This is a genomic window from Aeromonas tecta (assembly GCF_000820185.1).
Classification (GTDB): Bacteria; Pseudomonadota; Gammaproteobacteria; order Enterobacterales; family Aeromonadaceae; genus Aeromonas; species Aeromonas tecta.
This window is the reverse complement of sequence record NZ_CDCA01000025.1, coordinates 120,121-133,861: the sequence shown is the minus strand read 5'-3', so window position 1 is coordinate 133,861 and position 13,741 is coordinate 120,121. Positions and strand designations below refer to the sequence as shown.

Annotated in this window: 12 protein-coding genes; 3 read left to right on the top strand and 9 right to left on the bottom strand. The window is 59.2% G+C overall.

The features are described 5' to 3' along the window. Positions 1-71: 71 nt before the first annotated feature. Positions 72-530 carry a DUF4124 domain-containing protein gene (locus BN1137_RS09765; protein WP_050718412.1) on the bottom strand — a complete coding sequence of 153 codons (459 nt, stop codon included), beginning with the start codon at positions 528-530 and terminating at the stop codon, positions 72-74. 234 nt (positions 531-764) lie between these two features. Then, complete coding sequence (locus BN1137_RS22395) at positions 765-1,088, bottom strand: hypothetical protein (RefSeq protein ID WP_157433696.1); 324 nt, start codon at positions 1,086-1,088, stop codon at positions 765-767. Positions 1,089-1,756: 668 nt separating this feature from the next. On the opposite strand from BN1137_RS22395, the gene fabV reads away from it, so the two are divergent. Next, positions 1,757-2,950, top strand: coding sequence for an enoyl-ACP reductase FabV (gene fabV, locus BN1137_RS09755; RefSeq protein ID WP_050718410.1), 1,194 nt, complete (start codon positions 1,757-1,759; stop codon positions 2,948-2,950). A 160-nt stretch (positions 2,951-3,110) separates the two neighbouring features. Here the strand turns inward: fabV and BN1137_RS09750 are convergent, their stop codons facing one another. Then, complete coding sequence (locus BN1137_RS09750; RefSeq protein WP_050718409.1) at positions 3,111-4,325, bottom strand: pyridoxal phosphate-dependent aminotransferase; 1,215 nt, start codon at positions 4,323-4,325, stop codon at positions 3,111-3,113. 358 nt (positions 4,326-4,683) lie between these two features. Between BN1137_RS09750 and BN1137_RS09745 the strand changes: the two genes are divergently transcribed. After that, positions 4,684-4,896, top strand: coding sequence for a DUF1653 domain-containing protein (locus BN1137_RS09745; RefSeq protein WP_050718408.1), 213 nt, complete (start codon positions 4,684-4,686; stop codon positions 4,894-4,896). Between the two features lie 71 nt (positions 4,897-4,967). On the opposite strand, the gene BN1137_RS09740 is transcribed toward BN1137_RS09745, so the two are convergent. The 5 genes from BN1137_RS09740 to BN1137_RS09720 form a co-directional block, all read right to left on the bottom strand. Next, positions 4,968-5,225, bottom strand: a complete 258-nt coding sequence (locus BN1137_RS09740; protein WP_050718407.1) for a GrxA family glutaredoxin — start codon at positions 5,223-5,225, stop codon at positions 4,968-4,970. Positions 5,226-5,415: 190 nt separating this feature from the next. Then, entirely contained in the window at positions 5,416-6,861 is a 1,446-nt protein-coding gene (gene dacB / locus BN1137_RS09735) for a D-alanyl-D-alanine carboxypeptidase/D-alanyl-D-alanine endopeptidase (RefSeq protein WP_050718406.1), read from the bottom strand. Between the two features lie 84 nt (positions 6,862-6,945). Then, entirely contained in the window at positions 6,946-8,706 is a 1,761-nt protein-coding gene (locus BN1137_RS09730; RefSeq protein ID WP_050718405.1) for a DNA repair helicase RadD, read from the bottom strand. A 165-nt stretch (positions 8,707-8,871) separates the two neighbouring features. Beyond that, positions 8,872-9,909, bottom strand: coding sequence for an HlyD family secretion protein (locus tag BN1137_RS09725; protein ID WP_050718404.1), 1,038 nt, complete (start codon positions 9,907-9,909; stop codon positions 8,872-8,874). Positions 9,910-9,919: 10 nt separating this feature from the next. Continuing rightward, positions 9,920-10,252: a DUF3302 domain-containing protein gene (locus BN1137_RS09720; protein WP_050718403.1), complete on the bottom strand. Its 333-nt coding sequence runs from the start codon at positions 10,250-10,252 to the stop codon at positions 9,920-9,922. A 243-nt stretch (positions 10,253-10,495) separates the two neighbouring features. Between BN1137_RS09720 and BN1137_RS09715 the strand changes: the two genes are divergently transcribed. After that, entirely contained in the window at positions 10,496-12,112 is a 1,617-nt protein-coding gene (locus BN1137_RS09715; protein WP_050718656.1) for a mechanosensitive ion channel family protein, read from the top strand. 69 nt (positions 12,113-12,181) lie between these two features. Here the strand turns inward: BN1137_RS09715 and BN1137_RS09710 are convergent, their stop codons facing one another. Continuing rightward, positions 12,182-13,603, bottom strand: a complete 1,422-nt coding sequence (locus tag BN1137_RS09710) for a carbon starvation CstA family protein (protein WP_050718402.1) — start codon at positions 13,601-13,603, stop codon at positions 12,182-12,184. Positions 13,604-13,741: the final 138 nt, after the last annotated feature.

The following is a 13,741-nucleotide window of genomic DNA, read 5'->3' as shown; positions in this document are numbered from 1 at the left end:
TGGGGGAGCCTGACTCCCCCATGTCGATCTGGCCTGCCGGATCTGGCGTCCAGGCAGGCCTGGCAGCGACGCTATTTCTTCTGCTGCAGGGTCGAGATCTGCTTGTTCAAGGCCTCCATGTCACTCTGATAATGACGGGTCGCGGCCTTCATCTCGGCCGCGGTGCGTGGCCCTTTATCATCGCCAGCCTGGGAGGGAGTCGTTCCCCTCAGCTGATCGTTGTAGCGGGTTATCTCATTGTTCATCTTCTGCTTTTTGGCTTCCGCCTCGGCGCGAAGAGACTCTAGCTGGCGCTGATCCTGGCTCTCGGCGAGCTGCTTCTCGATCGCCTGGGTCTGCTTGCTGGCCTCTGCCACCGCCTCGGCCGGTGGGGTGTAGACGCGCAGATCCATGGGTTTGGCATCGCCGCTGCAGGGAATGTCACTGAAGTGGACAGTGCCGTTGACGGTACATTGATAGACGGCGGCCCGGCTAGCGAACGGGGCGGTGGCAATCAGGCTGGCGAGACAGATGGCCAGAATGCGTGACATAGACTCCTCCTTGAATCCTATCCCTGCATGGCACCACCGGGGTAGTGCCGTTATCTGCAACAGCGGGTACTTGAAACAGTAGTCTCTTCATCGCGCCACTTCCTTGCCGCTCGCCACAGTTTATTGAGGTGTCCGCTGTTGCAGGCTCGTTTGTCGCCGTTCAAACGGGCTCTCATATAACAGAAAACCCCGCCATGGCGGGGTTTTCCATTTAATAGTCAGAGATAATATATATCAGGCGTTGGCCGGGATGCTACAGGTAGCAAGGAATTGGCCGGAAGGCTGTTTTTGGTAAACAATACGCCCACCTCGGCCATATACTTTCTTCACTACTTTAGTCCACTCGTCGCCATATTGATGTATTACCTCTTTCTTCAGCGGATCATGAATAACAAGGGAAGGGGGGATTTCGAAACCACTGCAGAGAATTGGCTTGATACTATCAAGCTCTTCGAAATCACTGACGGAGATATCACGGGCATCAACGGTAAATGTCAGTGAACCACCGTCTTTAATAAAGTCTTGGAACGCTTGAGTTGTTGAGTCTATGATTGCCATCTCATCTCCTTAAAACATCAAGTCACAGTCATCTAACTTCTTGCATAACAGTATGCAGGTGCGAAAATACTCACGCGAGGGGGTCGTGTCAATAGTTTGATCGCGGGTTATATGCTGAAATTTATATTCATCTCTTTGTCAGTGGCGTTTTAATTCCCCAAGGCACAGCTGTGAACGTTATGGACATAATAGTGGTGGAGCCTTTCGAAACAGCATCGCTATTATACCTGCGTACGTTTAATCCATTATCAACCCTGCCAGAGCGCTCCGTCGATACTGCAGTAATAACGCAGGCCATCGAGCATGCTGGATATTTCACTGCCGATCGGGCCCGTCACGGTTGCCACCCCAACCGGCCGAATGAATAGGCCTGAAGGCTTTCTCTCTGGCCGAGGCTATCATCGGGCCTGCGCCTGATGTACCGCTGATGACATCGCGGTCCAGGGCTCTGCTCAACGGTTGTCACACTGGGTGGTTGCCAGGTCGCTGCACTTGATAAACCCCATTGGAGTGGGGGCGTCTTACCTCAAGGGATGGTTCATTGTTTACCTTGGGGGACGGCATTTTGCCTATTTTCCAGGCAGTTCAACACATCAGAGCACCATAGCGGGCCACAATGAGGTATCTTATGCCCCGATTTCATTCATTTAACGGTGTCGAGACCCCCTATGATTATCAAACCCAAGGTTCGCGGCTTTATCTGTACCACCACTCACCCGGTCGGTTGTGAAGCCAACGTTCGTCGCCAGATTGCTTACACCCAGGCCAAGGGCACCATCGAGAATGGTCCCAAGAAGGTACTGGTGATCGGCGCCTCCACCGGTTACGGCCTGGCCTCGCGCATTGCCACCGCCTTTGGCTCCGGCGCTGCCACCATAGGTGTCTTCTTCGAAAAACCGAGCTCCGAGACCAAGACGGGCTCCGCCGGCTGGTACAACTCCGCCGCCTTCGACAAGGCCGCCAAAGAGGCCGGTCTGTACGCCAAGAGCATCAATGGCGATGCCTTCTCCAATGAGTGCCGCGCGAAAGTGATTGAGCTCATCAAGGCCGATCTGGGTCAGATCGATCTGGTGGTCTACTCCCTGGCCTCGCCGGTGCGCAAGATGCCGGATACCGGTGAAGTGGTGCGCTCCGCCTTGAAGCCGATCGGCGAGACCTATACCACCACCGCCATCGATACCAACAAGGATCAGATCATCACCGCCACCGTCGAGCCGGCGAATGAGGAAGAGATCGCGAACACCATCACCGTCATGGGTGGTCAGGATTGGGAGCTGTGGATGGCGGCCCTGCGTGACGCGGGCGTGCTGGCCGAGGGCGCCAAGTCGGTGGCCTACTCCTACATCGGTACCGATCTGACCTGGCCTATCTACTGGCATGGCACCCTGGGCCGCGCCAAGGAAGACTTGGACCGCGCCGCCACCGCCATCCGTGGCGATCTGGCCGCCAAGGGCGGTACCGCTCACGTGGCCGTGCTGAAATCCGTGGTGACCCAGGCCTCCAGCGCCATTCCGGTGATGCCGCTCTATATCTCCATGGCCTTCAAGATCATGAAAGAGAAGGGCATCCACGAAGGCTGCATGGAGCAGGTGGATCGCATGCTGCGTACCCGCCTCTATGGCGAGGCGCTGGTGCTGGACGAGCAGGCGCGCATCCGCATGGATGACTGGGAACTGCGTGACGACGTGCAGCAGACCTGCCGTGATCTCTGGCCGTCCATCACCACCGAGAACCTGTCCGAGCTCACCGATTACACCGGCTACAAGCAGGAGTTCCTGCGCCTGTTCGGTTTCGGGCTGGACGAGGTGGATTACGACGCGGATGTGAATCCGGACGTCAAGTTCGACGTGATTGAGCTGTAATCCCGTCTGACGGCTTGTGATGAAAGAGGGCCCTGTCTGCTGCAGACAGGGCCCTCTGCTATTGGGGGGCGTCACCGAAATGGGCTGACGGCTCATGACAGCAATGAGAGAGGCTCCCATGGGAGCCTCTTGGATTCAAGCCGGTAAACGGGCCTACTGCCTACTGTTTGTACGCCTTCAAGAAGCGGGCGAGACGGCCGATGGCGTCTTCCAGCTCCTCTTCCCTTGGCAGGAACACCAGTCGGAAGTGATCCGGCGCCGGCCAGTTGAAGCCGGTGCCCTGCACCAGCAGCAGTTTTTCCTGCTGCAGCAAGTCGAACACCATCTTCTGATCGTCGCGGATGTCGTACACCTTGGGGTCGAGGCGCGGGAACATGTAGAGCGCCCCCTTGGGCTTGACGCAGGAGACCCCGGGGATCTCGTTCAAGAGCTCCCAGGCCTTGTCCCGCTGGCGCCGCAAGCGGCCGCCGGGCAGGATCAGCTCGTTGATGCTCTGGTAGCCACCGAGCGCCGCCTGGATGGCGTGCTGCATGGGCACGTTGGAGCACAGCCGCATGGAGGCCAGCATCTCCAGCCCCTCTATATAACCTTTGGCGCGGCCCTTTGGCCCGGTGATGACCATCCAGCCCTGGCGAAAACCACAGGCACGGTAGGCCTTGGAGAGGCCGTTGAAGGTCACCACCATGACGTCGTCGCACTGGGTGCAGACGCTGGTGTGGGAGATGTCGTCGTAGAGGATCTTGTCGTAGATCTCGTCGGCGAAGATGATGAGGTTGTGCTGGCGGGCAATCTCGATCAACTCCAGCTGAAATTCGCTGCCGTAGACGGCGCCGGTCGGGTTGTTCGGGTTGATCAGCACCAGGCCGCGGGTGCGCGGGGTGATGCGGGCGCGGATGTCGTCCAGATCCGGATACCAGTCGGCCCCTTCGTCACAGCGATAATGCACCGCATGGCCACCGGAGAGGGTGACGGCAGCGGTCCACAGCGGATAGTCGGGGGAGGGCACCAGCATTTCGTCGCCGTTGTTGAGCAGCGCCTGCATGGCCATGACGATGAGCTCGCTGGCGCCGTTACCGATGTAGATGTCATCGATATCGACCTTGCGCATCCCTTTCTGCTGGTAGTACTGCATCACCGCCTTGCGGGCCGAGAACAGCCCCTTGGAGTCGCAATAGCCCTGGCTCTGGGGCATGTTGAGGATCACATCCTTGATGAGTTCCTCGGGGGCGTCGAATCCAAACGGTGCCAGATTGCCGATATTGAGCTTGATAATGCGGTGGCCTTCGTCTTCGAGACGGCGAGCCTCTTTATGCACCGGGCCGCGAATGTCATAGCAGACATCGTCGAGCTTGTGCGACTTGTCGATAGTGAACATGGTGAGCGTGATTCCTTCCCCTGGGGGCGCGTTGGCAGAAAGCGTTTTTTAGTATCAAATTTTTCTACCCCTATTCTTCACAGAATTGAATGCTAGAACAATCTTATTTATGGAATAAATTGCTGATATTAACCCCTAAAACAGGGTTGCTAATCTGTTAAATTCAGCAGGATCGTTTGCCAGTATCGCAAGAAACCAGTGAAAGATGAGGGGTGATTCCATAAAGCCGCAGGAGTGTATTGAAATATTCCCGTCATCTGGCACGATTGGCTGGACTAAAAACTGATCTCCAACCCCTCATTTCGCACCGAGTCTGCCGCTGGCCGGCGCGTGTTCATCATCTCATCGAGGCTTCATCATGCATGCACCTGCATCCGGCCGTTATCGCCACTTCAAGGGGGGCCATTATCGAGTACTCACCCTGGCCCTGCACACCGAAACCCAGGAGCAGCTGGTCATCTATCAGTCCGAGCAGGATGGCGCCGTCTACGCGCGCCCTGTGGCCATGTTCATGGAGTGGATTGAGCATCAAGGAACCGTGGTGAGCCGCTTCACGCCGCTGGCAGACTGAAGGTCGCTGCGGTTATTACCATGAAAAAAGGCGCCATCAGGCGCCTTTTTTGTCTGCAATGCGTATCGGGATCAGAGACCCAGATTGGCCTTGGCATAGGCTTCGAAGTCGGTGCAGCCACCGATGTGCTGCTCGTCCAGGAAGATCTGCGGTACCGTGGTGACCGGTTTGCCCGCCTTGGCGGCCAGATCGTCCTTGGTCAGACCCTCGGCGTGAATGTCCACGTAGCGGAACTCGAAGTCATCGCGCTCCTCGGTCAGTTGCTCGGCGATCTGCTTGGCACGCACGCAATAGGGGCAACCGGGACGACCAAAAATTTCTACAAACATCGTTTATCTCCGTCAAATGAGGCCAATGGGATCAGGCTGGCCACAGCATAGCCTCGCCACGGGGCTAGTCAAAGTGGAAATTGTCGCTATCGCTCAACATCGTCTTCGATACAGAGCGGAAAATAACTCGGAGTTTGGGCGCCATGACGACAGGTGAGTACCGCCTTGCGGGCAAGGCGGTTCCCAGTCTTTATTGCTCGGCGATCTGGATCGGCTGCTGCTGATAGATGCTCTCCAGCACGCCCTTCTCGAACACAGTCCAGGGCCAGGGGGCTTTGCTGGCGCGGTAGCGCTCGTGAGTGGCCGGGTCCTGCGACAGGCCGCGCTGGAACATCACGAAGGCCTTGCGCTGGCCACCGGCGGTGTCGATGAAGCCCGCCAGGTTGGAGGTACCGGTGATGGTGCCGGTCTTGGCGTGTACCTTGTTCTTCATCATGGGAGCGGTGACACTGCGGCGCCAGGCCAGGGTGCCGTCCACCTGGGAGCTTGGCAGCAGCTTGATGAAGTCGAGCTGGGCGTCATTTTTCTGGATGAAGGTCAGCACCGACAGCATCTGGCGGGCGCTGATGAGGTTGTGGGCGGAGAGACCCGAGCCGTCGGCCAGGGTGGCGTTGCCCAGATCGATGCCGTTCTTAGTCAGGATGGCGCGCACCGCCATGGTGCCGCTGCGATAGCTGCCCGGCTTGTCGTAGTAGTGGCGGCCGACGGTTTTGAGGAAGGTGTCGGCGTAGAGGTTGTCGGATTTTTTCAGCATCTTGGAGAGCATGACCGGCAGGGAGACGGAGTAGTGCGTCGCCAGGGTCTGTGCGCCAACCGGTGCCTTGTGAGTGACCCGCAGCAGGCCATCGTGGCTGATGCCGGCGCGGTTCATGGCCCAGCGGATGTTGTCCCAGCCCCAGGCTTCCACGTCGTGGATGGCGAATCGCAGCCCTTGTGGCTCCTTGTTCGGGGTGATGCAGCCCTTGAGCTCATAGAAGTTACCCTTGGCCATGTCCACTTCCAGAGCGCAGAACTGGCGCGCCATGTCGCCATAGCTCATCACCTCCACGTTGTCGGCGCCGATGCCAATGGGCACGCCGGTGGCCACATTGCCCACCGCCGGTTTGCCAATCTGGGTGGCGGTGACGGTGCCATAGGCGCAGTTCTTGTCGATGATGACCGAGGAGACCGGGGCCGCGAAGCAGAGGGTCTGATCCCCCCATGACCAGCCGTTACCGCGCTCGTAGCCGTTGTAGGCGCCGGTATTGACGTAGACATTGCCCTTGATGCGGGTCACGCCGAGCTGCTTGAACAGAGCGACCAAGTCCATCCGCGACAGGGTGGGATCGCCGACGAAGTTGATCCAGAGATCGCCATTGATGGCATCCCCCTGCTTGGCGCCGGGCTGGGCCTGCACGTCGGTGGCGAAGCGAAAATCGGCGCCGAGTTCGAGCCGGGCGGCCAGCGCGGTGAGCACCTTCATGGTGGAGGCGGGCGCTATCATGTCATCGGCGTGGCTAGCGAATTCCACCCCGCCGCTGCCCTGTACGATGACGGCATACTGGCCTCCCTTGGGCGGGATCAGCGGAGCGGCATGGGCCCCGATAGCAAACAGGGTGGGAAAAAGAGCACAAAAACCAATCAACAGCCGCTGCATAAGATCCTCTAACGTGACGAAAAGGCCGACAGGGTCTGCCAACCTTGGTACTCAAAATGGGTGTATTCATCTACCAGGGTGCCGTCAGTCGAGTGTTTCGGCTGTGCGATAACGACCCTGATAGTCAAAAATTTTCTCCTTCACCTGCCAGAAGCTCCCGGATTTGCGGGCGATGACAAAGTCCGGGTGGCGGAACTTGGGGCCTTCGGCCAGTACGCTCTCCAGGGTGGTGAATTCGGGCTCAAGGCCCGGGGCGGGCCAATGATGACGCACAAAGCGTTGTTGAAACAAGCGCCGCGCACCGCTCGAGTGAAAGCCGAAGTATTCCACCAGGGTCAGACCGTCCTCGTCGTGGTAGGTCACCTCCAGCCGTTCTCCCTGTTTGCCACGGCCGCTGGCGAGGGTCAGGCCGGCGCAGCGGATCACCATGCAATCCTTGAGATTGAGGGCTTCTTTGAGCTTGTCATCCGGATCCACCAGCAGTTGCTCACAGTGCAGACAACGGCGGGCGGCGATGTCGTTCTCGCCCCCACAGGCGGGACAGATCTTGGCGCGAAAGCGGTAGTCGCACTCCTCGCGGTTGCCTTCGTCATCTTCAAACAACCCCTGACAGCGGCGGCCATAGTGTTCGATCACCTTGCCATCTTCATCTGTCTTGCCCCAGAAGGTGTTGGCAAAGCCGCAGGCGGGGCAGGGCACCTGCACCGGCTCGGTGCCGGCGTGGGGCCTGGGTTCACCGACCTCGGGGGCAAACAGGTTGAAGTTGTTGCCCGCATAGTCGAGCACCAGGCAATCGGTCTTGCCCGGCGAGAGGCGCAGGCCACGGCCGACGATCTGCTGATAGAGAGAGACAGATTCGGTGGGGCGCAGCATCACGATGAGATCGACGTGGGGAGCATCGAAGCCGGTGGTGAGCACTGCTACGTTGACCAGGAACTTGAGCTCCCGCCCCTTGAAGGCCTGGATCAGGGCGTCGCGCTCCGGCCCCGGGGTCTCGCCGGTGATCAGCGCCGCTTTCTCCCCCTTGCTCCCCAGCAGGCCGTGAATTTCCCGGGCGTGCTCGACGGTGGCGGCGAAGATCATCACCCCTTGCCGCTCGCGGGCATACTCCAGCACCTGGCTCAGGATATGGGGAGTGACGCGCTGTTGGCGCTTGAGCTCGCCATTGAGATCCGCCTCGCTGAACAGACCGTTCTCGCGGGGAACGAGTTTGCTGAAGTCGTAGTGGACTATGGGGGCATCGACCAGGCGCGGCGGCGTCAGGTAGCCATTTTTCACCATGAAGCGCAGAGGCAGCTCGAACACGCAGTCGCCGAACAGCCGCTCACCGTGGCTCTTCACCATGCCGTGGTAGTGACGGCGGTAAATCCAGCCGAGGCCCAGCCGATACGGGGTAGCGGTGAGACCGAGGATCTTGAGGGCCGGGTTGCCGGCCTTGAGATGGTCGATCACCTGATGGTACTGGCTGTCATCTTCAAGGGAGACGCGATGGCACTCGTCGATGATGAGCAGGGAGAAGGCGCCATCGAAGGCCGCCAAATTGCGGGCCACCGATTGTACCGAGCCGAACACCACCTGCGCCGAAGCCTCCTTGCGATCCAGTCCGGCGGCGAAGATGTCGGCCTTGAGCCCCCAAGCCTCGTACTTGGCGTGGTTCTGCTCCACCAGCTCCTTGACGTGGGCTAGCACCAGCACCCGGCCACGGGCCTTGCGGGCCAGCTCGGCGATGACCAGGCTCTTGCCGGCGCCGGTCGGCAGCACCACCACGGCGGGATCCGGGCGTTGGCGAAAGTGTTGGATGACGGCGTTGACGGCGTCTGTCTGATAGGGTCTGAGAACGAACATGGGGAGACTGACTGGTGCAAGATGGCGCTATTATAGGGATCTTGCCGGCAAAATGCAGCGTGACGGGATCAAGAGTGCGGGAGCGGCAAAATTCAGGAGGCGGGTCTTGCCTGCAAATAAAACGGGCCGGCAGATGCCGACCCGTTGACTGGATAAATGCGTATCTTAGTGGAAGGGGAACAGGTAGTTGAGCCAGCTACCCATGCGCATCAGGATCTTACGCATGATGGCCACGTGGTGGACATGTTCGGTGTAGATGGCGGCCTGACCGCTTGAGCCCGCAATCACCTGATACTTTGCCCATTCGGGGTCGGTTATCTCGAGCACGATAGGCAGGCGACCCGGCAACTGAGCCGTGCTCTGATCGATGAGACCGGCTTGAGCCTGGATGTTACCCGGCGCCATGGCGGGGATCACCGACTGCACCTTGGCCTTGAAGATCCGACCTGGGATACCGTCAAGCACCACCTCGGCCTCATCACCGGCTTTCAGGCGCTGCATGCTGTTTTGCCAGAACCAGCCGACGTAGGAGTTGGCATCTTCATGGATGAAGGTCATCACCGGGCGATACATGAAGGGCGCCGCAATCATGCCTGGGCGCAGTGCCAGCTGCACGATGTGACCATCGCTTGGGGCATAGACAACGGTCTGCTCCAGCTCGTACTTGGCGATGTTGAGCTGGGCGTTGATGTCATCCAGCGCGGCCTTCTGTTGATCGGTCTGGGCGACGATGTCGTCCACGTTGGCCTGGGTGACGTCGAGATCACGTTGCTTGCCGATGCCACGTCGCACCAGCTCCAGGGCGCGATCCCGGTCCAGACTGGCGGAGCGCAGTCTGGCATTGAGGGATGTCAGGAAATCCTTGTTGGAGGCGAGCCGCGCGGTCAGGCTGGCGACTTTCTCCTGGAAGGGCACCGCATCGAGGCGGAACAGCACGTCGCCCTTCTTGACTAGCTGGTTGGGTTTGACCGGCACCTCGGTGACGCGACCCTTGACCAGCGGCACTATGGGAGTGGAGACGTAGTAGTTACGTGCCAGCTCTGAATAGGGGTGGTTGTAGTTCATCAGGGTGATGAGTGCCCCAATGATGAAGACGCCACCGAGTACGGCGGTAGGCACAGTCCACTTGTTGAGCGGGATCTTGAAGATCTTGAAAATGCCAATACAGATGGCGGTATAGGTGAGTATCAGTAGCAAGTCCATGAATGATTACCTATTTGTCGGTCTGTTCGAGCGTGTTCATACGGGCTTGCAATGCGGCCAGTTCTTGCTTGAGCGTCTTGATCTCGTCTTCGTCTTTGTCCAGACGGGTATTGAAACCCCAGCCGCGATCCGGGCGATAAACGGTGGCCCAGATCCAGAGGAAGGGCCATAGCACGTGCAGTGTGAAGAGGCTTACCCAGCCTGCTACGTGAATGGCGTCCTGGTGTGGGTGGTTACGATGCTTGGCGATTTCATACGGAATATCGTGAATGACGATGATCCCGTAGAACATGACCAAGACGACGAACACCAGAATGCCCAGGGCAATGTAGTCAAGTACCATCGATTTCTCCCAGCTAAGTCGCGAATAATGCCCTGTGTCGTCGAGGCAGGGCGTCGGCCATGATGACAGCATATTCGCTCAGTGCAAGAGTGCAACAGGGGAGTTGATATTCCGGTACAGGCGCGGTTCATTGGATGCTCATTAATCACACAAGTTGAAATTCCTTCTATAAAATCAAGCAGGAAAAGAGATTTGGATCACATGGGTCAGGGAGATGATCGCCTCATGAAGAGACTGAGCAGGATGCGGATATGGCTGGTGGGGTCCCTGTTGGTTTGCCTGTCGCTGACTCGTGTGGGCTGGGCGGCAGAGCCCAGAATGGAGCCCACCGCGCAAGAGCAGGCGCAGACCCTGATCCTGCTGCATGAACCCATCGTCATGTTGCAGGCCAAATATGGCAGCCTGGATGGGGCGGCCCGGGTACGGCTGGCCCATGAGCGGATCCAGGCCATGGAAGTATCCGACCTGTTACTGCCGGTGACGGTGCAGCAGGGCACGCGGCACGGTCAGGACAGCCGGGAGTTTCGGGTCAATGGCAAGCGCATCCTGGTGCTCTTGGCCGGCGATCTGGACGAGTTCGATGAGCTGACGCTGGATCAGGCCGCCGAGCGGGTACAGACCCGTCTGGATGGCGTGCGTACCAAATATCTTGAGTTGCACTCGACCTCTTATCTGCTCAAGGCCGTCGGCAAGACGCTGGTGGCCAGTCTGCTGTTCTTCGCCCTGGTCTGGCTGCTGCAAAAAGGATTGCGGCGCGTCAAGAAGTGGCTCGCCAATCGCTTGTTGCTGCAAAAGGGGCTTATTCCCCATCAATGGCGCCAGCTGGTGGGCAATGTCGAGGCTCGGCTGCTCAGTCTGTTGGTGTTGTTGCTGATCTTTATGCTCACCTACGGCTGGCTCACCTATGTGCTTGGGCTCTTCCCCCAGACCCGGGCCTGGAGCGAGCGGCTCGGCGATTCCCTGTTTGCCCTCTGTGGCGACATGCTGGAGGGCATCATCGCCGCCATGCCGGGGCTGGTGACCGTGATGCTGATTGTCATCATCACCCGCTTCTTCATCAAGATGCTGGCCATCCTGTTTGATCGCATCGAGAACGGCCAGCTGCGGGTGCAAGGGGTACATGCCGAGACCATAGGCGCCACCCGGCGGCTGCTCTCGGTGGTGATCTGGCTGTTTGCCCTGACCGTGGCCTACCCCTATCTGCCGGGAGCGGATTCCGATGCGTTCAAGGGGATCAGCGTCTTCTTCGGCCTGATGGTGACCCTGGGCTCGGCTGGCATCATGAACCATGCCATGAGTGGTCTGGTGCTCATCTATTCTCGCGCCCTGAGGCCCGGCGATCTGGTACAGATTGGTGATGTCGAGGGTATGGTGACCGAGCTCAATGCTCTCTCCACCAAGCTGGTGACGCGCCAGGAGCACGAGGTAACCCTGCCCAATGCCGTGGTGGTGGGCGGCCGGGTGACCAACCTCACCCGTCTGGCCGGGGACAAGGGGGTGGCGCTGCTGACCAAGGTGACCATCGGCTACGACACCCCCTGGCGTCAGGTGCACGCCATGCTGGAGCTGGCGGCGCGGCGTTGCCAGCTGATCAATCAGACGGAGCCGCCGCTGGTGCGCCAGCTCAACCTGCAAGACTGGTATGTGGAATATGAACTGCAGGTGCGCATGAAGGGAGATCTGCTGCCAGCGCCGGTCAAGACCGAGCTGCACGGTCACATCCAGGATGTGTTCAACGAGTTCGGGGTGCAGATCATGTCCCCCAACTTCATCGCCCAACCGGAGCAGGCGGTGCTGGTGGCGAGGGAACACTGGTATCAGGCCCCGGCCGCGCCGCCCGAGGTGCCCAGCAAGGAGTGACGAGGGCAGACAATGAAAAGGCCCGGCAGCAATGCCGGGCCTTTTGTTTCATGAGGTTCGATGTGGCGATCAGCTCTCCTTGGCTTCGCTCAGCTGGGACGACCTGAACTTGTACAGGAAGGCCAGGGTCACGAGGACGGTGCCCACCAGGCCGATGACGGTGGAGACGTTCATCGCCAGTCCAAAGCCGATGGGGGCATTGGCCAGGTAGGTGATCACCACGGCGGTCATGAACATGGCGGGGAGGGTGCAGACCCAGTGCAGTTTGCCTTCCTTGATGAGGTAGGCGGCGGCCGTCCACAGCATGACGACGGCGGTGGTCTGGTTGGCCCAGCCGAAGTAGCGCCAGATCACTTCGAACTCGGCCTTGGAGATGATGAAGCCGAGGATGAACATGGGGATGGCGATCAACAACCGCTTGGCCATAGGCTTTTGGGTCAGCTTCAGGAAGTCGGCGATGATGAGGCGGGCACTGCGAAACGCGGTGTCGCCCGAGGTGATGGGCAGGATCACCACGCCGAGGATGGCTAGGATGCCACCTATGGTGCCAAGCAGGCTGGTGGAGACTTCATGCACCACGGCCGCCGGACCGCCGCTCGCCAGAGTGGCGTTGAGCGCCTCCGTGCTGTCGTAGAAGGAGAGACCCAGGGTGCACCAGATGAGGGCGATGATACCTTCACCTATCATGGCCCCGTAGAAGATGAAGCGGCCGGATTTCTCGTTTTGCATGCAGCGTGCCATCAGCGGGGACTGGGTGGCATGGAAGCCGGATACGGCGCCACAGGCGATGGTGATGAACAGCAGCGGCCACAGCGGCAACTCGGTCGGGTGCAGGTTGGAAAAATCCATCCCGGTGTTGTAGAAGCCTTTGCCGGAGACGATGAGACCGACGATGAGGCCGACCGACATGAATACCAGCAGAGCACCGAAGATGGGGTAGAAACGGCCGATGATTTTGTCGATGGGGACTATGGTTGCCAGAATATAGTATGCAAAAATCGCCGCTATCCAGTAGACAAGTGAGGTGGAGGTGAGGTTGGCCAGCAGACCCGCCGGGCTCAGCACGAACACCACGCCCACCAGCATCAGCAATACCACGGCAAACAGGTTCATGAAGTGCTTGGCGGTGGTACCCAGGTGCTCACCGACTACGGTCGGTACCGAGGCACCCTTGGCGCGCACCGACAGCATACCGGAGAAGTAGTCGTGGACTGCGCCGGCGAAGATACAACCGAACACTATCCAGAGCATGGCAACCGGGCCGTAAAGCGCGCCCAGGATGGGGCCGAAGATGGGGCCGACCCCGGCGATGTTGAGCAACTGGACCAGGTAGACCTTTTTGTCTGACATGGGCACATAGTCCACGCCGTCGACCATGGTGATGGCGGGGGTAGCCAGCTCGGGTTTTGGGCCGAATATCCGTTCGATGAATTTGCCATAGATAAAGTAGCCTGCGACCAGCAAGCCGACACAGAGGAAGAACCAGATCATTGTTACGCTCCAGCATTGTTATTTTATGGTGTGCGCGGCGAATCTAGGTGATGTCCCCTGTTAATGGCAGGTAAAGGTCGTGAGCGGCGCCATGGCGCTGCGAGCGGCGCCGGGGTGTGATCGGGCGCACGCTGGCGG